This is a genomic window from Niallia sp. Man26 (genome assembly GCF_022049065.2).
Classification (GTDB): Bacteria; Bacillota; Bacilli; order Bacillales; family Cytobacillaceae; genus Niallia.
Genome location: NZ_CP095743.1, coordinates 2,046,972 through 2,071,075 on the forward strand (window position 1 = coordinate 2,046,972; position 24,104 = coordinate 2,071,075).

General features: G+C 40.0%; 26 protein-coding genes. 1 reads left to right on the forward strand and 25 read right to left on the reverse strand.

The annotated features are described in order from the left end of the window. Positions 1-80: 80 nt before the first annotated feature. From L8T27_RS10350 to L8T27_RS10445, 20 genes are all read right to left on the reverse strand, one after another. Positions 81-986, reverse strand: a complete 906-nt coding sequence (locus tag L8T27_RS10350) for a sugar-binding transcriptional regulator (protein ID WP_245399977.1) — start codon at positions 984-986, stop codon at positions 81-83. A gap of 179 nt (positions 987-1,165) precedes the next feature. Further along, positions 1,166-1,903, reverse strand: coding sequence for an SDR family NAD(P)-dependent oxidoreductase (locus L8T27_RS10355; RefSeq protein ID WP_237941473.1), 738 nt, complete (start codon positions 1,901-1,903; stop codon positions 1,166-1,168). 22 nt (positions 1,904-1,925) lie between these two features. Further along, positions 1,926-2,579: an SDR family NAD(P)-dependent oxidoreductase gene (locus L8T27_RS10360; protein ID WP_237941474.1), complete on the reverse strand. Its 654-nt coding sequence runs from the start codon at positions 2,577-2,579 to the stop codon at positions 1,926-1,928. 14 nt (positions 2,580-2,593) lie between these two features. Beyond that, positions 2,594-3,661 carry an alcohol dehydrogenase catalytic domain-containing protein gene (locus L8T27_RS10365; protein ID WP_237941475.1) on the reverse strand — a complete coding sequence of 356 codons (1,068 nt, stop codon included), beginning with the start codon at positions 3,659-3,661 and terminating at the stop codon, positions 2,594-2,596. Next, positions 3,633-4,091, reverse strand: a complete 459-nt coding sequence (locus L8T27_RS10370; RefSeq protein ID WP_233313755.1) for a hypothetical protein — start codon at positions 4,089-4,091, stop codon at positions 3,633-3,635. Before L8T27_RS10370 ends, L8T27_RS10365 begins: the two co-directional genes overlap by 29 nt. Before the next feature lie 59 nt (positions 4,092-4,150). Then, positions 4,151-4,429, reverse strand: coding sequence for a PTS sugar transporter subunit IIB (locus tag L8T27_RS10375; protein WP_233313754.1), 279 nt, complete (start codon positions 4,427-4,429; stop codon positions 4,151-4,153). 24 nt (positions 4,430-4,453) lie between these two features. Then, positions 4,454-5,869 (reverse strand): PTS galactitol transporter subunit IIC, encoded by a 1,416-nt coding sequence (locus L8T27_RS10380; RefSeq protein ID WP_233313753.1) that lies wholly within the window; start codon positions 5,867-5,869, stop codon positions 4,454-4,456. A gap of 54 nt (positions 5,870-5,923) precedes the next feature. Further along, complete coding sequence (locus tag L8T27_RS10385; protein ID WP_237941476.1) at positions 5,924-6,400, reverse strand: PTS sugar transporter subunit IIA; 477 nt, start codon at positions 6,398-6,400, stop codon at positions 5,924-5,926. 198 nt (positions 6,401-6,598) lie between these two features. After that, the gene (gene lpdA, locus L8T27_RS10390) at positions 6,599-8,005 is read right to left on the reverse strand and encodes a dihydrolipoyl dehydrogenase (protein WP_237941477.1); all 1,407 of its coding nucleotides are present in this window, start codon (positions 8,003-8,005) and stop codon (positions 6,599-6,601) included. Between the two features lie 8 nt (positions 8,006-8,013). Then, positions 8,014-9,345, reverse strand: coding sequence for a dihydrolipoamide acetyltransferase family protein (locus L8T27_RS10395; protein ID WP_237941478.1), 1,332 nt, complete (start codon positions 9,343-9,345; stop codon positions 8,014-8,016). 15 nt (positions 9,346-9,360) lie between these two features. After that, positions 9,361-10,350 carry an alpha-ketoacid dehydrogenase subunit beta gene (locus L8T27_RS10400; protein ID WP_237941479.1) on the reverse strand — a complete coding sequence of 330 codons (990 nt, stop codon included), beginning with the start codon at positions 10,348-10,350 and terminating at the stop codon, positions 9,361-9,363. 17 nt (positions 10,351-10,367) lie between these two features. Further along, entirely contained in the window at positions 10,368-11,354 is a 987-nt protein-coding gene (locus L8T27_RS10405) for a thiamine pyrophosphate-dependent dehydrogenase E1 component subunit alpha (protein WP_233313748.1), read from the reverse strand. Between the two features lie 191 nt (positions 11,355-11,545). Then, positions 11,546-11,902: a PTS glucitol/sorbitol transporter subunit IIA gene (locus tag L8T27_RS10410; protein ID WP_233313747.1), complete on the reverse strand. Its 357-nt coding sequence runs from the start codon at positions 11,900-11,902 to the stop codon at positions 11,546-11,548. Between the two features lie 26 nt (positions 11,903-11,928). Next, positions 11,929-13,206, reverse strand: a complete 1,278-nt coding sequence (locus L8T27_RS10415) for an NAD(P)H-dependent oxidoreductase (RefSeq protein ID WP_237941480.1) — start codon at positions 13,204-13,206, stop codon at positions 11,929-11,931. A 209-nt stretch (positions 13,207-13,415) separates the two neighbouring features. Then, positions 13,416-14,354, reverse strand: coding sequence for a sugar-binding transcriptional regulator (locus L8T27_RS10420; protein WP_233313745.1), 939 nt, complete (start codon positions 14,352-14,354; stop codon positions 13,416-13,418). 23 nt (positions 14,355-14,377) lie between these two features. After that, complete coding sequence (gene srlE, locus L8T27_RS10425; RefSeq protein WP_237941482.1) at positions 14,378-15,397, reverse strand: PTS glucitol/sorbitol transporter subunit IIB; 1,020 nt, start codon at positions 15,395-15,397, stop codon at positions 14,378-14,380. Between the two features lie 18 nt (positions 15,398-15,415). Continuing rightward, the gene (gene srlA / locus L8T27_RS10430; protein WP_233313743.1) at positions 15,416-15,946 is read right to left on the reverse strand and encodes a PTS glucitol/sorbitol transporter subunit IIC; all 531 of its coding nucleotides are present in this window, start codon (positions 15,944-15,946) and stop codon (positions 15,416-15,418) included. A gap of 16 nt (positions 15,947-15,962) precedes the next feature. Next, positions 15,963-16,388 (reverse strand): transcriptional regulator GutM, encoded by a 426-nt coding sequence (locus L8T27_RS10435; protein WP_233313742.1) that lies wholly within the window; start codon positions 16,386-16,388, stop codon positions 15,963-15,965. 295 nt (positions 16,389-16,683) lie between these two features. Then, entirely contained in the window at positions 16,684-17,892 is a 1,209-nt protein-coding gene (locus tag L8T27_RS10440; protein ID WP_233313741.1) for an MFS transporter, read from the reverse strand. Then, a complete protein-coding gene (locus L8T27_RS10445) occupies positions 17,885-18,322 on the reverse strand; it encodes a MarR family winged helix-turn-helix transcriptional regulator (protein WP_237941483.1) in 438 nt (145 codons plus the stop codon). The genes L8T27_RS10440 and L8T27_RS10445 overlap by 8 nt, the downstream gene beginning before the upstream one ends. Before the next feature lie 187 nt (positions 18,323-18,509). On the opposite strand from L8T27_RS10445, the gene L8T27_RS10450 reads away from it, so the two are divergent. Then, complete coding sequence (locus L8T27_RS10450) at positions 18,510-18,947, forward strand: VanZ family protein (protein WP_233313739.1); 438 nt, start codon at positions 18,510-18,512, stop codon at positions 18,945-18,947. A gap of 289 nt (positions 18,948-19,236) precedes the next feature. On the opposite strand, the gene L8T27_RS10455 is transcribed toward L8T27_RS10450, so the two are convergent. The 5 genes from L8T27_RS10455 to rhaM form a co-directional block, all read right to left on the reverse strand. Further along, entirely contained in the window at positions 19,237-20,388 is a 1,152-nt protein-coding gene (locus L8T27_RS10455; protein WP_237941484.1) for an iron-containing alcohol dehydrogenase, read from the reverse strand. Between the two features lie 64 nt (positions 20,389-20,452). Continuing rightward, positions 20,453-21,289, reverse strand: coding sequence for a rhamnulose-1-phosphate aldolase (gene rhaD, locus L8T27_RS10460; RefSeq protein WP_237941485.1), 837 nt, complete (start codon positions 21,287-21,289; stop codon positions 20,453-20,455). Between the two features lie 193 nt (positions 21,290-21,482). Beyond that, positions 21,483-22,244, reverse strand: a complete 762-nt coding sequence (locus L8T27_RS10465) for a DeoR/GlpR family DNA-binding transcription regulator (RefSeq protein ID WP_237941486.1) — start codon at positions 22,242-22,244, stop codon at positions 21,483-21,485. Positions 22,245-22,409: 165 nt separating this feature from the next. Next, the gene (locus L8T27_RS10470) at positions 22,410-23,732 is read right to left on the reverse strand and encodes an MFS transporter (protein ID WP_233313735.1); all 1,323 of its coding nucleotides are present in this window, start codon (positions 23,730-23,732) and stop codon (positions 22,410-22,412) included. A 41-nt stretch (positions 23,733-23,773) separates the two neighbouring features. Further along, positions 23,774-24,088, reverse strand: coding sequence for an L-rhamnose mutarotase (gene rhaM / locus L8T27_RS10475; RefSeq protein ID WP_233313734.1), 315 nt, complete (start codon positions 24,086-24,088; stop codon positions 23,774-23,776). Positions 24,089-24,104: the final 16 nt, after the last annotated feature.

Below are 24,104 nucleotides of genomic sequence, written 5' to 3' on the forward strand. Positions count from 1 at the left end.
ATGCATCGTAAATACCACTAATTAACATTATTATATTCGATTTTTTCTGGATTAGGTACAAGATATACAGAAAAATTTACTCACGTTATGTTTTTTATAATAGCATTTGCAGTTAATTCATCGGTAATCAATACATCAATAAACTTGCCCTGTAATGCCCCTAATATACTTGCAACTTTATGTTCCCCTTCCACAACTGCAATTACATTTTTGATTCCTTTAAACTCTTCCAACGTAATGCCGATTACTTTTGTATTTAACGAATCATTGATAGGCTTCCCGTTTTGATCGAAAAAGCGGAAGCCGATATCGCCGATTGCACCTACGTCTCGAAGTTGGGCAAGGTCATTTTCTTGTAAATATCCTAGTCTCAATAATGTTGAATCATCAAAAGGATTTCCGATTCCGATGAGAGCAACATCTACATTCCTGCCTATTTCTAAAACTGTTTGAATATCCTCCATCCCCATCAGCCGCTGTTTTAGTTCTTCTGTTTCGACAATGGCGGGTGCATACAAATAGGCACATGTACTTTGGAGTTTTTTCGCTAATTCGTTTGCCAGTTGGTTTGCATGGATTTGTACTTGTTTAACTCCCATCCCTCCTTCTAATGGAACAACGGTAATATCTTCTTTTCGCTCAAAAGGATACTCCTGTACGAGATTAGCTAACGTTTCTCCCCAAGAGATTCCAATACTTTTAACGTCTTTCATATTGTTAGAAATATAGCTGGCCCCCGCTTGACCTACTTCCCGTTTTGCTCTTTCTGCCGATAGCCCATTATTAGGAACAACCACTGCATCTGCTAGGTCAAAATATTGCTCCAGCTTTCTTTCTAATTCTACAGTGTGCACACTTTCATCCTTTATATATATCTTAACGATTCCTTCATCCTTTGCCCTTTGCAATAACTTTGAAATAACTGGTCTTGAAACACCTAGTTTTTGGGCAATTTGTGCTTGTGTCCAGCCGTCATTATAGTACATGCTGGAAACCTTCACTAATTGTCGTTTTTCTTGCCATTCCACGCTTCATCATCTCCTCTTTCTACAGCCAATCCGTAATTACAAATGTTATGTATAAGAACATATTACAGCATATTTTTAGGAAAATCATTACGTCTTATCATAAAAAAACCGAGAATTATGATTCTCGGGGAAACTGTTTATAAGACACTTTTATATGTTCTTCCGCCATCTAACAGCAAGATTTGGCCATGCACATATTTGCCTTCCTCACTGCTTAAATATTTTACCGCCTGACAAACATCAATTGGTGTACCAAGCCGTCCAATTGGAATGGCTTTTTTCAGCTCAGCCTTTGATTGTTCTGTCGGATATAAAATATCGAGCATATCTGATTCAATTACCCTTGGTGCGACAACATTTATATTTATATGGTTATTTCCCAATTCTTGAACAAGGGATCTCATTAACCCAAATGCCCCGCCCTTTGAGGCCGTATATTGGATTCCGCCGCCAGTGCCAGTAATAGCAGAGCCTGATCCAATAATAACAATGCTTCCGCCGCTCTCGATCAACGGATATATGAATTTAATGCTGTAAAAAAGACCGTGCAGGTTTACAGCCAATGTTTTTTGCCAAACAGCCCAATCCATCTCAAGTAAGCTGATTGATTTTGTAATACCTGCTGAGTAAACAAGTGTGTGAATGGTGCCAAACCTCTTTTTTATTTGTTCTGCAAGGAGTTCGATACTTTCCCAAGAACTAGCGTCTGCTTCCAATGGAATAAGAGTACTTTGGCCGTTTTCTAGAACTAACTGTTCCAAGGATTGTTTATTAATATCTGCAACAGCAACCTGATGTTTATCTGCTGCATAATGTAACGCAATTTCCTTGCCGATGCCACTTGCTCCGCCTATAATAAGAATATTTTTTTTCATATACAGCACCTCAAATCATAAACTATTCTTCATCCAAATAAGCTGAACATGCTAGTAACGTCTTATTTGCTACTGCTTCGATCATGTGTCTTCTACTCTTTAAAGGGAGTGACTGATCATGTAGCTTAACAGGAACACAAACTTCCTTCACCTTTATGCCCTTTTCTTTAAACTCTTTTGCCAAGCCCTTTGTAAATGAGTTTAATGCACTTTTGGATGCCGCATAATGAGGACCAATATCTCCTGTAAATGCCGCTTGTGAAGTTATATTAATAATGGTTCCGCTGCCATGCTCTATCATGGCTGGGAGAATTTCCTGACAGCATAGAAAAGGTGTATCCAGATTTCTTTGAAAAGCAGCTAACCATGTCTGTGGTGTCAGCTGATCAATTGTAAAGCTATCCTTCTTTTCTGCCAGATTGATGAGAATATCTATTTTTTTATCTTCTGCGATGATTTTATTGACTACCGTTCGAACCTCTTCACGTGAGTCCAATTTACTTATAATAGTGGTTGTATTCACATAATGCTGATTGGAACCTGCTGTATTTTCGCTAAATTGATGACTCCAAACCTTAGCGCCATTCTTTACAAGCTTTTCGCAAATAACGGTACCAAGACTATCATCCGCTCCTGTTACAAGTACTATTTTTTCATTTAACCTTAAATCAACCATTGCTCCCCCTCTTTCTATGGTGTTATTAGCACTTTCAAAACACTTGCAGTAGGATTATGTGCCGTTGCGATTGCTTTATCTAACTCTGCTAACGGAAAGCGGTGGGTAATCATCCTTTCTACATCAAACACTTTATTTTTCAACATATACACAGCTTTTTCATAATTATATGGATTGGAAGAGTAGGAGCCGATTACTTTAATTTCATCCTTAAAAAATTTTGCTGCAGGTATGGCTACCTCTGTGTCTTTAAATGGTGCAAAAACTAATACGGTCCCGCCTCTTGCAACACATTCCAATGCTTCAGGTAAAAGAGAGGAAATGCTGGCGGAAATGATGATGATATCTGCTCCCCTTCCATTTGTCAGCTCTAATACTTTTTCTGCTACATTTTCCTTTTGACTGTTAATAGCCTCATCAGCACCGAACTCTAGTGCTTTATCCAAACGAAAAGGATTAATATCACTGACAATAATGTTGGAAGCATATAAGGCTCTGGCAATTTGTACTTGCAGGAGGCCAATTTGGCCAGCGCCCATAATAAAAATCGTATCTCCTGGGTGTGTATCTATTAATTCAAAGCCATGAAGACAGCAGGCGATTGGTTCGACAAGCGCTCCTTGTTCATAGCTCATTCCGTTTGGAAGTAGCCCCATCGTATGTTTTACATGCAATGCTGGCACACGGATATATTCAGAAAATCCTCCTGGATCTAGATTGGTTTGTTTAAATTGCGCACATAAGCTGAACGAACCTCTCTTGCAATAATGGCAGGTGAAGCATGGAACATGGTGAGCGACAAATACTCTATCACCCACTTTGTAATCCTTTACTTTAGCACCTGTTTTCACTATTTCCCCTGAAACTTCATGGCCAAGAACAGTTTCAGGCGGCACTGTTTCGTCGATTACTTTATGAATATCTGTGCCGCATAGTCCGCAATACTCCATGCGAATTAACACTTCCTCGTCACCGATAGTAGGAATATGCCGGTCTTCATAGTTTATTTGTTCCTTGTTATAGTAAGCAGCAACTTTCATCGGCAGTGCTCTGTCATTTTGACTGTACGGTTTCACCTTCATGCTTTTCACGTCCTTCTGCTTGTGCTTTTATTATGGTTAATAATTCTTGATACCCTTCGAGCTTATTAGAAATCCAATAGCGGCCTCCTAACAGACGGAAATTGCCAATTCTGATAAAGGATTTTCCTACATATCCATAATCTTTAACGGTAAATTCTGTGACCTCTTGCCATTTATACTCATGCTTTCGCCAAAACCCAATAAATGCGATTGCCTCAGAAGTGACAGTAATTTGCGAAGGGTTATTTAAACCAATAACAGAGGAAACAAATAATAGAGGCATCACGATTAAAACAAGCAAATAAATACCCTCTGAACCATTATTTATTAGGCTGTTTATAGCCCAAATAAACATGCCAATCATTAAAATCACAGGAAAAATAATAGAAAACCAAAATACTGTTGTACTGTAGCGATAGTGCTTCATCATCTCTCCTCCATTTTAAAAAAGCAAAAAAACACAACATCGTTTTTTTGCTTTTTTATCGCTTATTCTAAATGGCTAATAATCTTTTCCATATCTGCATCAATTCCAACCCCTGTCAAAAAAGAGATTGTTTGTATAACTGGTGTTCCGCCTGTATTACTTACTGGTGTTGTTGTGACAATTAAATCTGCACCTGCCGCTTTAGACGGCACCTCCGATACTTTACATTGCTCCACAATAACATTCAATCCTTTGTTTTTTAATATTTCTTCTATTTTTTTCGCTACGACTGTGGATGTGGCAACTGCTGTACCACAGGAAACCAAGATTTTTTTTGCCATTGTAATTCCTCCTATAATAAATAATTAAGCTTTAAAAGCAGTTTCATCTTCCTCTAGTTGAACAGGCTTTAATGTCTTCGCATCTAATCCCATTTCTTTCGCATATTGTTTTTTAATGTCATTTCTGACCCAATACCAGAGCGAGGCGTACAATATCGCAGCTATAATCGCACCGATAAAGTATGGATTGCTTGGGTCAAGCAATCGGACGATAATCCATGGAATGACGTGTGATCCTAAATCTATACCAGAAATTTGTGTAGCTCCCTCTGGGAAATCAAAGCCGACTGCTCTTCCCATCGTTGTTGCTAAATCTGCAAGATTAGTAGCAATAAAGAAGACGATCATCAAGGTGACGATACTGTTAATAATGCCGCGGATAATATTGCCGCGTGCTGCTGCGACTGCCCAAACGACTGTAAAGGGAAGTACTGCAAAATCCGCAAAAGGCAGCATACCGTTATATGGTAAAATTACAGCTAATAATAAGGTAATAGGAACCATGATTAGTGCAACCGCCATATTTGATGCTGTTCCGATAACAATCGCTGTATCAAGCCCAATATAAACATTCTTACCAGGGAACTTTTTATTGATTAAGTCGCGGGCTCCTTCTGAAATAGGGATTAGTCCTTCCATTAATAGAGCTACCATTCTTGGCATCAAAATTAATACTGCAGACATCTGAATCCCTAATGTTAGAATTCCTTTAGCATCGTATCCGCCCAGAAAACCAATCAGCAATCCAAGCACTAATCCCATTACGAGGGGCTCTCCAAAAATCCCAAATCTTTTCTTTAATGTTTCAGGATCTGCCTCGATTTTATTAATTCCTGGTATTTTATCCACAATCCGGTTGCTAGCATATGTGATGGGAGCAAAGTTAACTGTTTCCGAGTGAGCCATTGAGACTCCTTTTAACCCAAAGTGGTGTTCTACAGCTGGAGCAGTCCAGTCCGCCAATTTGAGGGTTATCGCAGAAACAATTAAGCCAACAGCAATTGCTAAAATCATGTTATCGTAGGCATAATAAGTGACCGAGGCAGCGAAGATTAAATGCCAGAAGTTCCAAATATCAACATTTAGTGTTTTTGTTAAATTCGTTGACAGCATGATTACATTTAAAACCAGTACTAATGGAATCATTAATGGTGCTACAGGCGTTCCAAAGGAAATAGCAGCACCGATTGGCCATCCCACATCAAGAATATCTAAATTTAATCCTAATTTCTCTACCATCGCTTGGGCAGCTGGTCCGATTGCCCCCGATAAAAGCCCGATAACAAGATTTACACCTATGAAACCAATCCCAATGGTTATACCTGCTGTAAATGACTTTTTAAAGCCTTGCTTTAACAGTAAGCCAAATACTGTCATAATGATCGGCAGCATAATAGATGGACCTAAATCTAATACAAAATCTACAGCTTGCTTAATCATAAAAAGACCCCCTCACAATAGATAGCGCTTACATTTCTGGTGAAAAAAAAAGTGCTAAACACTTATCTGATTTATTTCCCTGTCTAATACAGAAAGCAGTTCTTTAGCAGATGCTGCATTTTTCAACTGGGACATGGCAGCTTCATTTTGAAAGACACCCATTAACCGTTCGAGCATCACAAGCTGTTTAGTAGGTTCAGATATTGCTAACATCAAGACAATCTCCACATTCACTGGTGTATCTGTACTGCCCATTACGATAAATTCTACTGGGTGCTCTAATACTGCCACAGCAATCATCGGGGTGACTACATGTTCTGGATCAGTATGGGGAATTGCCACGCCCATCGAAGCTAGAGGCAAGCCTGTTGGAAAAATGCTTTCCCTTTCTAAAATAGAAGCTAAAAAAGTATCTTTAACATAATTGTATTTCTTTAGCTTTTCATAAAGCCTCGTCATTACCTCCTCCCTATTTGCAGCTTTAACATGCAATTGAATTACCTTTTCATCTAATTGAATTAACTTTTCCATTGTTGTCTCCCTCCTTTCGTTTGTAGTGATTTTTACTTTTGTTCAATAGCGTTACATTTGTAATCATCATAAAATACAGAACCTGTTCAGTCAAGACATTTTAAGAAAATTCTTATTATTTAATTTCGTCTATTCCTCTTATTATTTTAACTGCACAAAAAAGCCTATTATTACTAGGCTTTTTTGTTGCGAATATGATTAGATAGCCGAATGTATTTCTTTATTCGCTTTTGATTTGTAGACTGCATTCAGCGCTGCTTCATAGAAGGTTTCTGAAATTGTCGGATGTGGATGAATCATGGAAGCTGCCTCTTCTATTGTTCCTTCTAGGTACATAAAAGCTGAGGCGTTTGCGATCAATTCTGTTACATTTCCACCTGCCATAACGACACCGATAATCTCGCCAAACCTTGCTTCATAAATGATTTTAGTAAATCCTTCTGGCTGACCGGCACTTATTGCTTTCCCGCTCCCGCCAAAATTAAATGTCTCTATTTTCACGTCCATTCCTTGCGCTTTTGCGGCTGCTTCTGACAAACCGACAGATGCAATCTCAGGAAGGGTATAAATGCAGCGCGGCATTACTTTATAGTCAATAAGGTCTTTTCTTCCTGAAGCATTATTTACAGCAACTATTCCTTCTGCACTTGCAGCATGTGCTAGCTGCCATCCGCCAATGACGTCTCCGATAGCATACACATTTGTCATGCTTGTTTCCATTTGGCTGTTAACTTGAAGAAAAGGTCCGTTCGTTTCTAATGGAAGCCCTGTAACTGCTGATAGATTCGGCCGGCGCCCAGTACATACGATTAATATATCTGTGTGAAGCTTTTGCTCATTCCCCTTTTCATCCTCACAGGCTACTAGTTTCGTCCCTTCAGTTTCCTCTACTCTCTGCACTTTAGCATTTGTATGGATGGTAATCCCTTTTTTCTTGAGACTACTAGTTAAGAACTTGGAAGCTTCGATATCCTCTGTCGGGATAATCTTGTCAGAAGCTTCGATAATGCTTACTTCTGCTTGTAAGGCAGCAAAGATAGTTGCAAATTCTACTCCAATTACGCCACCGCCGATAATGACGACCGATTTAGGTATCTCTTCCAAATCGAAAACTGTATCACTAGTTTCATAGGAAACAGTTTCTAATCCTGAAATCGGCGGCACCGCAGGGACAGAGCCAGTTGCAATAATGATTTTATTGCCCTTAATAGTCTCTTCCTTACTAGCGGATTGAATCATTACTTTTCCATCAGGCAGTACTGTTCCATAGCCGTTATAAGCATCCACCTTTCCTTTTTTTAAAAGGAAAGCAATGCCGTTGCGAAGGCGTTTAACGACGTCATCTTTTCGGTTCTTCATTTTACTTAAAGATAACTGAAGCGGTCCTGAGTCAATTCCCCACTCTTTCCCTTTTTCGATTTGTTCAATAATTTCAGCATGCTTTAAATATGTTTTGGAGGGAATACAGCCTCGATTCAAGCATGTTCCACCGAGAAAGTCTGCCTCAATAAGGGCTGTCTTTTGTCCAAGCTCTGCTGCATGCAGAGCCGCTGTATATCCACCCGGTCCTCCGCCGATAACAACAATATCATAGGTTTTCACCATTATACCTCCTATGCTAATAACTCATATGGGTTTTCCAATATTTGCTTTAATTCTGTTAAAAACGCTGCGGCCGGGGCTCCATCGATTGCTCGATGATCAAAGGAGAGACTTAATGTCATCATTGGCCGAATTTCCAGACTGTTATTTATAGCTACAGGTTTATCCTGAATGCGGCCGACTCCTAATATGGCACTTTCAGGCTGATTAATGATCGGCGTAAAAGCATCAACTGCATACATTCCAAGGTTGGAGATCGTAAAGGTAGAGCCTTTTAGTTGTTCTGGGAGCAGCTTATTTTCACGCGCTCTCTGTCCGATATCTTTTGCCGCCATTGTAACTGCAGTGAGTCCTTTTGAAGAAACGTCTTTAATGACTGGAACCATTAAACCGTCAGGAACCGCTACTGCCAAACCGATGTTAATTTCTCTGTACTGAACAATTTCGTCTCCTACTACAGATGCATTCACATGAGGATGACGACTTAATGCGGTCCCTGCCGCTTTTATGATAATATCTGTAAACGATAAACGAAGGCCTGTTTGTTTTTCGACAACTGGTAAGAGGGATGTTCGCAGTTCTTTTACTTTGATCATGTCTGCTTCTGTGGTTAATGTAACATGTGGTGCGGTATAAGCGCTTTGTGCCATCCTTTCGGCAATAACTTTTCGAATCCCAGACATTTTCTTCCGTATTTCCATTGATTCTAGCACTGGTTCTGATTCCATTGATTTTGCTGGCAGCGCTGATAATATGTCTGCTTTCACAATCTTGCCCTGTGCTCCGCTTCCAGCAACAGTATTTAAGTCCACTTGTGCTGCTGCTGCTATTTTTTTCGCAAGTGGTGTTGCCTTTGTATTATCTTCTAGTTGTAGCAACACATCTTTTTTATGAATGCGGCCGTTTGGTCCGCTTCCGTTAATGAAAACTAAATCTAGTTTGTTTGTGCGGGCCATTTGCCGAGCAGCTGGAGTTGCCCGAGGTTTTTCTTCCGTTTGTATGTGATTATGGGAGAGTTCTTGTTGAATAGAAACTGATTCTGCTTGTTCTCTCACGTCTGTTTCACCGCCAGCAATGCCTGGCGAATTGGCAGGCACTGCTTCACCCTTTGCACCGATATAGCCAACAATATGGTTAACTGGTACCTCCGTGTCAACATCGACATATTTTTTTAACAACACACCATCATCATAGGCTTCTACTTCAATGTTAATTTTATCTGTCATTATTTCAAACAGCGGTTCACCGATTTCGACAGTCTCTCCTTCTTCTTTAAACCACTGCAGAAGTGTCCCGACTGCCATCGTGCTGCTTAACTTAGGCATAAATATTTCTTTTGCCATATTGGCTTTCCCTCCTTACCTGTTCTTCACTGTTTCTTTCACTGCCTCAACAATATCGGGAACTTGGGGAATGGCGGCTTTTTCTAATTTCGGGTTGTATGGAATCGGGACATCCTTTCCTCCTAACCGTTTAATTGGGGCATCTAAATAGTCAAATGCTTCGCTCTCTGCAATAACACTGACAATTTCTCCACCAAAACCGCCTCGCTTTACTGCTTCATGAACTACAATTAATCGTCCAGTCTTTTTGACAGATTGTATAATCGTGTCTGTATCTAGTGGAACAAGCGTACGCGGATCAATGACTTCCACACTTATGCCGTCTTTTTCCAGTTCAGCCGCTGCCTCGAGTGCTTTATGAACCATGATAGCGGTTGCAACAATTGTCACATCTGTGCCGCTCCGTTTAATATCTGCCTTACCTAACTCGATTTTGTATGATTCTTCTGGCACGTCTCCTGTTGTTTTATACAAAAGCTTATGCTCGTAAAAAATAACGGGGTTATCATCATCCATTGCCGCTTTTAGCAATCCTTTAACATCATAAGCTGTCGCAGGCTGGACTACCTTTAAGCCGGGGATGTGGGCCATCCATGCTTCTAAGCTTTGTGAATGTTGAGCAGCTGCTCCTGTTCCTGAACCAGCAGGTGTGCGCAGCACCATTGGCACCTTGCCTTTACCTCCAAACATATAGCGTGTTTTCGCCGCTTGATTCACCATTTGGTCCATAGCTATTGTAATAAAATCAGAGAATTGAAGCTCCAATATTGGACGCATTCCTGTTAAAGCTGCACCAATGGCAGCACCTGCAATCGCTGCCTCTGAGATTGGCGTATTACGAACGCGCTCCGGTCCAAACTCCTCAATCATACCCCGAGTAACGCCAAAGGCTCCTCCGTATACACCGATGTCTTCACCGAGGATAAACACATCCTCGTTTTCTCGCATTTCTAAACTCATTGCTTCCCTGACTGCCTCTAAATAGGTTATTTGTCTAGTAGCCATTTTTTAGCTCCTCTCTTTTAGGCATATACATCTTCTAGTAATCTATCAAGGGATGGTTCTGGACTGTTTTCAGCGAATGTTACAGCCTTTTCAATCTCTTCATAGGCTTCTTCCTGAAGCTGTTTAGCTGTTTCTTCTGTTAAGACACCACTATTGATTAACGTGTCTTTAAAGCGTTTAATTCCGTCCTTTTCGCGCCATTCCTTCTCTTCTTCCCGAGTCCGGTATTTTTTTGCATCGCTTTTAGAGTGGCCTTTCCAGCGGTATGTTTTCATTTCAATTAAGGATGGTCCTTTAGAATTGCGTGCATGCTCAACCGCTTCGTGAACGGAATTCATTATCTCAATCATGTCAAGACCGTCCACTACTTTGCCAGGTATGCCGTAACTGCCGGCTCTGTCGGCAATATTTTCAATCCTTGTCATATCTTTGACTGGGCCGGACATCCCATACTGATTATTTTCGCAAATAAAAACTACCGGCAAATCCCAAATCGCTGCTAAGTTCAGCGATTCATGGAAGCTGCCTTCATTTGATGCACCATCTCCAAAGAAGCAAAGCACCACATAATTCTCATTTTTTATTTTGGAGGTAAGAGCTGCTCCGACTGCTAACGGAAGCCCGCCGCCGACAATCCCATTGGCGCCCAGATTGCCTTTTTCTAAATCTGCAATATGCATCGATCCGCCTTTTCCTTTACAGTAGCCTGTTTCTCTGCCAAAGAGCTCTGCCATCATCTTGTTCACATCGCCTTCTTTCGAAATACAGTGGCCGTGCCCGCGATGGGTGCTGATAATCTTATCTTTTCTGCTAATCACTGCAATGGATCCAGCAGCAGACGGCTCTTGGCCAACACATAAATGTGTTGTTCCATGGATCATTCCTTTCGCAAAAAACTGGTCAACTTTTTCATCGAAATACCGAATTAGCCACAGTTCTTTATACAGCTCTTTTAATTTCTGTTCTGTAATCATTTCAGGAAGCTTTAATGTTTTAATCTTCATTATTGTTCCTCCCTTTACATTTGTTCAATACTGTTACATTTGTAAAAATCATATAATGTATTGCTCTTCTAGTCAAGGGAAAAGCGTGTATTTTCTGATATTTTTTACTAATCAAAAATCAATTTAAAAGAGGATAAAAAAAGGGAAAAAGAGCTCAAGTTTATATACTTGATTCTCCCTTTCCCGCTTGTTTATTTTACTGAAATTACTGTTCCTTCATTAATAGAATTTGGGAAGGAATATGGTGCAGCAAACACAGCTCCAGGCAACACTTCATCTACTGGTTCTTGAAAATAGATAGATATATGCCCTAATTCCTTGAAATTCTTATTTGCATGATCTCCTAACGCTGTAATAGTAAAAGTCTCGTCTCCAAATGCAATCGTGCCGCCATGCTTTAATGGCTCACTATCCAACAGCTCAAATTCATGAATAACTGCCATTTCTCGAAGTTCCTTCGGTGCCTGTGGCCCGAATAATATTAAGATTTTATCTTCTTTAAATGCGGAAACTAATACACCTATTTCTTTTACGACTGATGTTGTCATCCTTAATCCTCCTATTGGTTCATTACTTATAGTGTCACAAGCGGCCGTTGTTCTAAATTAGATGGAAAAAGCTGATCTTGTAATGCTCTTAATTTCCAAACCGTTGTATTTGTATCTAACTCTATATCATCAAAAGTCAGGAACGTTCCTGTTTTTATATCCCGTTTTGCTATTACTTTTCCACTAATTAAACCAATTGGAATATGACCATTTTTCTTCATATCAGAATGCGTTTCCAGAACACCGCGAACACTGTATCCACCAATGCCGTCTAATGTTTCTCCAGCTTTTATATCTCTTTTAGCGACCGTTACTGTTTCAGATATAGGCGCCCCGAGTGGGTGAATGGAAGAGTCATGCTCTAATACTGCTTTTGCAATAGTGATCGGCGTTTCTAAACTAGCCAAATGATAAGGGCGGTAAAATACATAATGAGGACCTTTGCCAACTTTTAAGTAGCGCAGCTCTTCATCAACTGGTTCAAGCTCACTTTTGACAATGACAAAAACCCCTGGTGCTAATCCGTTTACATACTCTACAACCCCAAAGCTGTTTAATACCCCGCCATTTTCCTTTAAGTCCAATTTATCAGCAACATCCTGCACTGTTGCTGATACACCGTGCATGCCGACCTTATCTGGAATTAACCCAATCGCATTACTTAACAGGTTCATTTCTGCCATTGTTTTTGTCCCATCTTGAAAGGCCGCTAGCATATGGGCACTCATGTTTTTACTTTTTGCTTCAGCAGCTGCTGTATCAGGGTTTGATAACGGGTTAAATGGATTGTTTTTCCCTTTGCCGGCAACAAGCACTTCCAATCCCATCGTTTTAGCAAATTCATATAATTCTAGTGTAGCAGCAGGCTCATCACCGGCTGAGCCTGTATAAATTAGTCCGGCATTGCTGAACATTTGATACATGATGGAGCCAATTGTTATATCCACTTCTACATTGAGCAGAACGATATGTTTTTTAGACCTTAACGCTTCTAATGAAACATTTGCGCCTACTTCTGGAACACCAGTGGCATCTACGATTACTTCCACATTGTTTGACTGAATGACTTTACGATAATCGTTTGTAACTACGATAGAATCCTTGCGGGCAGATTGAGAGGAATAGAAATCAGCAGCTCTTTGTGCTGCCTGAACATTTACATCACATATACCTGTTACGATCATACCGGGAATTTTGGAGATTTGCGCAATCATTCCAAAACCCATCTGGCCTGCACCGATAACTCCGACTTTAATGGGTGCATTTTCACGTTCTCTTTGTAAAAGCTTTGTGTAAATTGACATTAATAATTCCTCCCTCGTATTTGTAATGCGCTTACAATTTAATATTTTAGAAATACAAATGTTATATAGTCTAACAATATAGTGAACTTTATTACATTTGTTCCAACCCTTATCATTTGTTCCGCATTTTCAGTTTAAGGTGTTAAATAATACCTGTCAATGGTAATTTTCGAATAAATCAGAGTTCATATGCACGACTTCAACTCTTGCTAGCCTTCTACAAGGGCAGTTCCAGTTGCTTCATCTGTAATCAGCACATGAATTAAACTACCCTCCAAGGCAGCTTTTATGGCTTGAACCTTTTCCAGACCGGAAGCTACACCAATAACGAGCGGTATTGCTTTTAATTTTTCCAGTTCCATTGCTATCACTCTGTCATTCCAAGCATTTTGAACAGGCTTGCCAAACTTATTAATAAAGTTATAACAAATATCGCCGACAATTTCTGAGTCATTCGTGATTTGCAGATGATCAGAGCCCATGTACGATTTTACCATCGTCGAATCCTCTGGCCGGCCGCCTATACCTACAATGGCAATATGTGATTGTTCTGCTAAATGAAAAATAGACCGGATAGAAGGCTGGCGTATTAATACTTCTCTCGCTTCCTTTGTGTCTACCATTACTGGAACATGCAGTAACTCATACTTCGATTGAAGGGCATTGCCGACCTTTGAGACAATACTGTTCGAATGAATGTCTACTCGCTCGTTCCCCATCCCTCCGACTAATGGAACAACGGTTGCTGTTGGATAGTGCTGCACAGAACTGATAGCCTTTGCCACTTCATTTAATGTCGTGCCAGAGGACATGCCAATAATCTGGCCATCTCTGATAACACGATGTAAATACTCACTGGCCGCTTCGCCTAATTGCTTTTTTGACGTCTCCTTGCCAACACTCTCTATGCATACTACTTCCCTTAATGCATAAAGACGCTCTATTTTCCGTTCAATATTTCTAAATTGATGAATATGGTCATCATGAATGATAATTTCGACAATACCATCTTCCCTCGCTTTCGTTAACAGCTTAGAAACGAGGGACCTGCTGATTCCAATTCTGTCGGCAATTTCCGATTGGGTGGCACCTTCCTCATAATACATTTGGGCAATTTTAACGAGCATCCTTCTATCCTGTTTAAACACATCGACCCTATCCTTCCACGTATTTAATACATGCCAAAACTAGCAAAATAAGCAATGACTACAGCAACAACACCTGTGATCAAACGACTGTAAAGAATCGCAGGTACTCCGTAGCGAACTGTTTCTGGCTTAGCTTCGCCAAGAGACAAACCAACAGGAATAAAATCACAGCCAACTTGCCCATTAATGGCAAATAGGGCAGGAAGAGCATATTGGGGCGGAATATTGCCTAACGCTATTTGCGAACCGATTAATACGCCAATAACTTGGGCGATTACGGCGCCAGGTCCTAACACTGGAGATAAGAAGGGCAATGTACAGACAACCGCTATGACAAGCAGCCCCCAAAGGGAACCAGCAAGAGGAGTAAGTGCCTGTGCAATCCAATCGCCCACACCTGTATAATTAATAATTCCCATGAGCATACTTACAAACGCCATAAAAGGCAGAATATTCTTTAGCAAAATATCCATTGTGTCCCGGCCAGCTTGATAAAATGTGCCTGTGACATTGCCAATTCCTTTTGAGAAACGCAGCAAGATATTTTCTTTTTGTTTTGCTGCAATGTTTTGTTTTAATTGTTTATAGTTCTCCTGGAATTTGTCTTTATCTTTAGTATCAAATTTAGGACGCTCTGCTGCTTCTTCGGCACTTGCAGATTGATTATAGCTTTCTGAAATCGCCACATCTTTCGTTGTTACACCTGAAACAAAAATATCATCGGTTATATATTTGGACAGCGGACCTGATGGAGAGGAAGGAAGAACATCGACTGTCAAAATTCGTTTCATTGGGTAAACGCCAATCCGTGCAGTTCCGCCACAGTCAATAACAACACAGGCCATTTCTTCTTCTGGATAGGAGCCTTTAAAGCCATCTACTGCCTCAGCACCAGTTAACTCTGCTATTTTTGCGGCAACTGGATGAATCCCTCCGCCTGTAATCGAAACAATTTTGCTCTTTTTAGAATCTGGTTCCACATACAGACCAACACCCCAGCCGCCTGAGCCTTTGGATACGAAAACACCGCGATAAGCTGTCATATACAATCTCCCCCTTTTCTACGCTATATCAGCGCCATCCTTTTTCGCTAAATATTTTGTGATTATTTCAGTTACGATTCCACGAATCAAAATAATAACGACACCAACGATAAAGTAACGGACAGCTAAGTCTGCTATCGGCAGCCCTAATTCTTGGATGCCGTTAGCAATTCCTAAATAGACAAAGAGCTCTCCTGCATTTGCATAAGGAAATAAACCTGTGACTGGATGAACGAATGATACGGCTGAATCGTAGAAGGCGGGCTTTTGCTTTTCTGGTAAAAAACGGCCAAAAGTATATGCCATTGGGTTTGTTAACATAAGAAGTGATAGAATTGGCATGAGTGTATAGCGAAGGATTGTGTATTTAGCAGCAAACTGAATGATTCGTGTAACTCTTTCTTCTCCAACAAATTTCATCATTGCATACGTGAATGTTAATAGAACTACGAGAGTAGGAACAATGCCTGTTACCAGCCCCATAAAGGTTTCCCCGCCTGCCTGAAACATCCCAATAAAATGCTCTCCTAACCATTTGATCCATTCCATTGTTTGACCCCCTTATTTATACTCCTAATGACACCTTTTTCTTAGCGATTGTTAATAATGCATTTTCACTTGCCTGTAACAATGCCTTTCTTGAGGAAGGAAGTTTATTTTTGCCCTTATTAGGAATCTCATCATGGATGTAGCTGACAATTTCCCCAACATGCTTGCCTTTATAGATTTCCATCGCCTTAAATTTAGTTAAGACTGACATCCCTTTTAACAAGTGACATTCATGAATGATATAGTTACTATCAACAATTAAGACAGCAATTGCTCCGTGCTTAAGCTTTCCGCGTGTCATTCCTGAGAACATAAAAAAACCATCCTGACCTTTGTAACCGCTGACAATTTTATCGATATTCTTTTTGTATTGCTTAATCTGAAACAGCGATAAAAGATATTGCACAATAAGTATCAAACAAAGTATAAAAGCTAACTGCATATAAGCCCCCTTCTCCTCCCCTTATTTGCTTGTTATTGAGCCTCCTCACCCTAAATAATAGCGCTTTCATTTTTAAGTTAAAAAAACTGTAACATCTGTCACAGATAAACACTTTAAGGTTCTTCATGTCACATTTGTTACAGCACTTAACATTTGTTATACCCTTAGGATAATAAAAAGTTCACACATTTGTCAATAATCAAAAAAATATTTTTTAATTTTTCTGCAAATGGTTAAAAGCTCTTTGTTTCCATAAAAAAACCTGAGCAAATTAATTTGCTCAGGCATTCAAGATTTATCCAGCTTTCGATACATTGCTCATTAACTTAGCCTGTTTTGCCGCTTTTCCATGTAGGAAATAATAAACGACAAGTGCTAATAAGATATAGAAAGTACTGTAGAAATATAGCGAACCGAAGCCAATCATGTCTCCGACAAAACCTACTATAAAGGACCCGATTCCGATACCGCTGTCGAATAATGACAGGAAAGTTGCTGTTGCTAAGCCGCGCTTTTCTGGAGCAGCTTTTTGAATGGCGATTGTTTGGAAGCTTGGAAAGAGCGTTCCATAACCTAAGCCAATTAACGCTGCTGCAAACAAGAAGAAAAAGGCTGTGTTTACATTGCTCAATGTCAGCATTCCTATAGCAAATAGCAGAATGCATGGATAAACAATCACATTTGCACCATAACGGTCAAACCAGCGTCCTGCAAATGGTCTGCCGATCAGCATGATTATAGCATATACGACAAAGAAGTAGCCTGACACACTCTGCAAGCCTTTGCCGTCTGCATATACAGACACAAAGGACAAAATAGATGAATAAACGATTCCAAACAGTGCAGCAACAATGCTGATCGGAATAGCAGACGGTTCGAGAATGCCGCCGAATTTAGATGGAGTCTTTTCTGCCGGTGCTTCGCTTGCGGGAACTGTATTTTTCGGCAGTTTAATAAATAAACCTGTTAGGATTGCAAAAACCGCAAATATTACAGCCAGCAAAAATAGTGTATCTGCTCCCCATGAATTAATGGCCATCAAACCAAGGAACGGCCCTGCAACCATCGCAAGGTTCATCGACATTGAATAATAGCCCATTCCTTCGCCTCTTCTGGAGTTGGGAATAATATCTGCAACAATCGTTCCTGTTGCAGTAGTTGCCATCCCGAATCCGATGCCATGAAAGGCACGGACAATCAGTAGGCTTCCGACAGATTCAGGCAAGAAATAGAATAGCGCCACAAGAAAGAAGATCGCCAATGACAGTACAAGCAGTGTCTTCTTCCCGTATTTTTGCATCAGCTTGCCTGCGAACGGTCTGATGACAATGGCTGTCAGCAAGAACATTGTCGTGATCAGACCTGCGCTTGATTGTTTCCCATGCAGTTCATTGATGGCATAAACGGGCAGAGACACCATTAAAAAATAAAATGTTAAAAATAAAAAAAAGTTGCTAACCCAAATATTAATAAAACTTTTCGTCCAAAGTGTTTCCTTACTCAAATTCCTTCCCCCTAGTTGATAAATCCTGATTCCAATCTGAAATCAATGTCAGTAATTGCTGTTGAGATGCGGGATTTAATGGCTGAATCAGCTCCTCGTTCATTTGCAGGACTGCTTTTTCCCATTCTGGGTACTTCTCCAACGCTTTTTCGGTAAGCTCAATCCTTTTTGTGCGTTTGTCGATTCCCTTTACTTGTCTCACATAATCATTTGCTACTAATTTTTGCACCGTTCTTGTAATCGGCGGTGCCTCAATTGCTAAATAATCGGAAATTTCCTTCTGTGTCATAGAACCCTTTGTTTTAAGCAAAAAGAGAACAGTCCACTGTGAACTGTAAATATCGAACGGCTGAAGTGCATCATTCAATGATTTTGTCATTTGTCTGGCAAGCTGGTTTATCGAGTGAAATAATTCATGAACATCATTCATAGCAGCAGGTGCTCCTAACTTATAAGGTTAAATTAAAATTAGTTACCTAAGTAACTATATCAAGAAGAAAACAATTCATCAATAGGTTAAATGCATTTTTTTAGCTAATTTCTGTACAAATCTTTCATTTTTCTTATATAATGTTCGGAAACTGCTGTGAATTTTTTCATTATAAGGAGCAAGAGTAATGGAATGTAGACGAAAGATTTTCAGAGGAATGTGCTTCTGTTTATTTGCTGTATATATAGTAATTTTATTTTATTTATTGTTTTTTTCAGGGTACAGACAAGCAGTCAAAGGAACTGTTGCTTATAATTTCATTCCATTTAGAAGTATTCTTGCAGACATAGGCGGATTGTCTTCCTTTAATCTGGGGTTATGGACGAATAATTTATTCGGAAACATCCTCGCTTTTATGCCGTTCGGGTTCTTTATTCCCCTTCTTTTTGCTAATGTCCGCAAGCTTTCCTCGGTTATTGGCTGCGCTTTTGCCTTGTCTGTTTCTGTCGAACTGCTTCAGCTTGTAACAAGGATAGGTGCTTGTGATGTGGATGATGTTATCCTTAATACACTTGGGGGATTTTGCGGATATTGGCTGTGGAAAGTAATGAAACGTGCTTTTTAATCAGCAAATGAGGATGCTACAAAACAAAATATAACCTATCTAAACAGGAATATTTTAAAAAATAAAGCTTGGGATTATAAATAGTAGATAACTTTATCATTCGTTCAGTTCATTGCGCTTTTTGCGGGGAGGAAGCTAAAGCCTCCTCGTCTTCGCCTGCGGTGTCTCATCCACCTCTATTTCCCACAGGAGTCGAGTGCCCTCCGCCCCACAAAAAAACCAAACTATTTATTAGTTTGGTTTTTTTGTATACTTACATACTTTTGTAGCAGCCTCTTTTTATATTACTTTATAAAATCTCCTTATACATGGCGATTACTTCTTCTTTTGTAGGCTGAAATGGATTCCCTGGGGCACAAGCATCCACAAGCGCAAACTGAGCAAGCTTATCTAAGTCTGCTTCAAATACGCCTAATTCTGACAGAGTTGCAGGAATACCCACACTAACGCTTAATTGTTCAATTGCATTTATCACTTCCTCTGCACATTGCAAAGCTGATTTGCCTTCTGTTTGAATTCCAATAGCCTTAGCAATTGCCGGAAACTTACTTGGGTCTCGTTTAGCATTTTCCCTCTCAACGATTGGCAGAAGCATCGCATTACACACACCATGAGGTAAATCGTAAACGCCGCCTAACTGGTGGGCCATTGCATGGACAAATCCAAGTCCTGCATTATTAAATGCTACACCAGCAAGGAACATGGCGAATACCATCTGCTCTCTTGCTTTGAGATCCTCCCCATTTTTGACTGCTTTTGGCAAATATTCAAAGATAATTTCAACTGCAGCCAAAGCTTGAGCATCTGTAATCCTGTATGCTCCTTTTGACACAATCGCTTCAATCGCATGTGTTAAAGCATCCATCCCTGTAGCAGCTGTCAATGCTTCAGGTTTTGCCGTCATCAGCTCAGGATCATTAATGGAAATTGCTGCAAGACTGTTTTTATCAACCATCACCATCTTCACTTGCCGTTCTTCATCTGTAATAACATAGTTAATCGTATACTCGCTTGAAGTGCCGGCAGTTGTGTTAACTGCTGCAATCGGGACAGATTTATGCGCTGTTTTTCCCACACCTTCGTATGTTCTTAAATCTCCGCCGTTAGCTGCCATAAGGCCAATAGCCTTTGCTGCATCCTGCGGTGAACCTCCACCGACAGAAACGATACAATCACATTGATTTTCTTGAAATACTTGCAAGCCATTCATTACATTAGCAATTGTCGGATTAGGCTTTACTTCGTCGTAAATAATATAATCGATAGCATTGTTTTTCAGTATATTTATCACTTTTTCTGCAATACCATTGTTTACTAATACTTTATCAGTTACAAGCAGTGCTTTCGTAAACTTCAGCTGATGTAAATATTCGCCTGCTTCATTTAGGCAGCCTCTTCCGATTAAGTTCGTACTTGGTATATATAAAACATGTGAAGACATGATGTTTATCCTCCTTTATATGTTCAATATTTCACAAATAAAACGAAAAAGATTCGGTAATCTATTAAGCAATAATAATGCCAGGACGGGGGGTAACATGAAATGCTTTTGCTAAGTCAGCTAATTCTCTGTCTGTTATGGTTTGTTTTATGCGCGCTGGGTCTCCGATTGCTGTGTAAATTTGCGCTGCTTTTTCAGCAGTTTCAATTAGACCGAATGTCTCATCAATTGTTGTACCTGCACCGAATATACCATGATGGGGCCATATGACGAGGCGATGCTCCTTCATCTTTTGTGCTGTTTGCAGTCCGATTTCTGCCGTACCAGGAATCATCCATGGCACAATGCCAATTCCGTCCGGAAATACAACGATGCATTCTGTGCACATTTGCCAGAGGGTTTTCGTAAACATTGCTTCATCCAGTTCATGAGTAAAAGTCATGGCAATAATATTTGTCGCATGATTATGCATGATAACACGATGTTCGCTGTCCACCTTTAGTCTTTCTGTGTGACTTTTGAAATGGGCAGGAAGCTCACTTGTCGGAAGTGTTCCATCCTCCAATCCCCACAACAGATCAATGCTTTGCCCTCTCTCTCCTACCTTAATAATTCCAAACGTGTTGCAAGGGTCTTCCTTCGCATTTTTAAAGTATTTGCCTGATCCAGTTACGATAAAAAATTTGCCTTCGAGTTCTTCTACAGACGTCGGAATCGGTATTGTGCGTACCACCTTACTCGCATCTAAGTATTCTTTCACCTCTTCTTCCTTCAGCAAATAACTGATATTGCCGCCATTTCGTTCATCCCATCCAAGCCTCCACATATTAAAAGCAGCATTATACATTTCCTTCAGGAAGGGGGCGTCTTCTAGGTTTTTCTTCTGAACCTTTGTTGGCATTCTCATGCACTCCTTTGTTTTCTCTTAATCTGCTATTTTTGCTTTTTTCGTATGTTGTCTTTTTACATCTTTATCATAAAAGGATAACAAATATAAGTCAACATAAACAAAAACAAACAAAAGAAAAAATAATGAATTTATGAACATTTTATGTCTGTTTTCCCTTATAAAAAAAGAAACCCATGATTGGGTTTCAAATCTTTACAATAGAATAAGGAATTGTTTTTTCCTGCAGCTCCTTCTGATAGTCAGCAGGGATGTTCACATCGGAAATGACATGATGAACATTTTTCAAATCACAAATATGAGCGAAGGTTTTTACTCCGAATTTAGAAGAATCGGCAAGCAAGATAACTTGGGAAGAAATATCGATCATCTTCTTCTTTAATATAGCCTGCCACTCATTGGAGTCACTTAAGCCTGACAAATGCACACCCTTGCATGATAGAAACAGCTTGTTGACATAATAGCTGTCTAAAGATCGTTCTGACAGGGGTCCAACATAGGACAGCGAGTTGGCAAGGAGCATTCCGCCTGTGGAAATAACTTTAATTTGTTCCTTTTTGCTAAGCTCTAGGGCTACCTTAATAGAATTCGTGATAACCGTCAAAGGCATATCAGGCAATTCCTGAGCCATATACCATGCTGTTGTGCTTCCGTCCAATAAGATTTGCTCACTTGGCTCAATCAGCTTCACAGCTTCGGCAGCAATCGCCTTTTTTTCAGCAGAATTGGTAATTTCCCGCACAATAAACGGAATATCGGTTGCTTCTTTTTCAATGCTGACAGCTCCGCCGTGGCTTCTGCTTAACAGCTGCTCTTGTTCTAACTTTTCTAAGTCTCTTCTGATTGTTTCTTCTGTAACAGAAAAGATTTCACTCAGCTCTGATACGCGAATGCTTAATCTTTCGTTTACTAATTCAACAATTTTTCTGCGCCTTTCTGCAACAAGCAACTAATATCTCCCTTTCTTTACAGTCCCTAATTTTTGTTTATTTGGTTTTATGTTTGATTTTGTATTTTTACTATACCATAATTAGCTACTATTTTATATAATACAAGCTACAAAAAAAGGGGCATCAGTATCATAACCTTTGCCCCCATTCGTATTAGCTAAACTTTATACCGTTTTATGAACAGATTTATGCTCAAGCACATCACCGTAACGCTCTTTTTCAATTTGCTGCAATGTTTTTCCTCTTGTGTCAGGTGCAAGAATTATACCGATAATCATATGAATCGCAAGGAAGGCAATCATTACTATACCTGCAACAGTAAACCCTAACGTATCCATCAATAGCGGCAGGATAAACGACCAGACTGCAATACCAGTTCGTACGATAAAATACATAAGTCCTTGTGCACTCGCACGATATTTTGTCGGGAAAAGCTCACTTGTCCATAGAGCATAAAACGCTTGTGCACCAATTCCAGCTGCAGCTCCCCACAGAATAACAAAGGCAATCAGTGTCGGCCATGTCATTGGCATGAATGTCAGGATAATCCAAGCAACAAGTCCCATGCCTGCTCCAATTCCAAACAATGTTTTCCGGCTGACCTTATCTCCAAGCTTCATAAACAGGAAGTATGTTGTCAGCACGGTGAACAGCCACAAAAATGCTTGCAGCATATTAGCCTGCCCTGTGCTTAACCCGCCGACATTTTCATAAATATACGGCATGAAATACCCCATTGCACCTGCTGTTAAATTCCAGAATAAATAAATTCCGATTAACAAAACCAATGCCTGACGATTAGCTTTTAGTGTAAATAATTCCTTCAATACATTCGTTTTTGCTTTGCCTTGTAATGCTTCTGCTTTTTCTTTCGCTTGTTGTTCTTCCCAAATTTTCGATTCATCCAAGCCTCGTCTTATATACCATGTCACAAACGCGATAACCAGCAAGTGTAGAAAAATAATTCTTGAACCAGCAAGCCCTAGTGGAGCCAAAATAACTGCAAACACAAAGGTTAACGTTGGACCAATTGACCATGCCAACTGGGCGGTTCCGACATGGGCTGCCCGTTTATGCTGCGGAGATTCTTCTGCGATATACGTCCATGAAACAGGAACACCGGCACCAACTGCCAACCCTGTAATAATCGTTCCGATTAGCAGCATCGGGAAATTGACAGAGGCTGCAATCAATGCAACACCAATCATATAGACGAGCAAATCATAGCTAAAAATAAATTTCCGTCCAAATTTATCTGTTAATGGCCCACCAATCAATGCACCTATCGCCGCACCGAAAGCGTTTGCACTTAATGCACTTAACAACCCTACACCCATGCTGTCAATATTCAAGTATGCTTGCCACATTGTTAAACTGCTTGCAGCGGCGATAATAGAGCCTGCTTCAATATAGTTTGCCATTGCTACAGCAATCGTTGCTTTCCAGCCTGTTACGTTTTTTGCCGCAAATTTTTTGTCTTTCGCCATGTTCTCTCTCTCCTTTAGTCATCATGCACACCTTTAAATCGTTAATCCATATGGAAAACTTCTGCTAATGAAATAGTAACAGGACTGTTATCAGCATTGGTTTCCATTAAAGGCTCCATGAATTCCCACCATTTCTGGTTGATGGCAGTGCTTGCCATCTTGCTCCATTTTTCCTCATCTTTTATTTCAACATAGCCAAACAGCTTGCTTGACTCTTTATCAAGAAATATCGTGTAGTTTTTTGCACCATGATCATGAAGTGCTGCTACCATTTCCGGCCATATTTCATTATGGCGTTTTTCATATTCAGCATGCTTATCTGGATAAACATTCATAATAAAGCCTTTGCGTATCATACTCTCCATCCCCTTT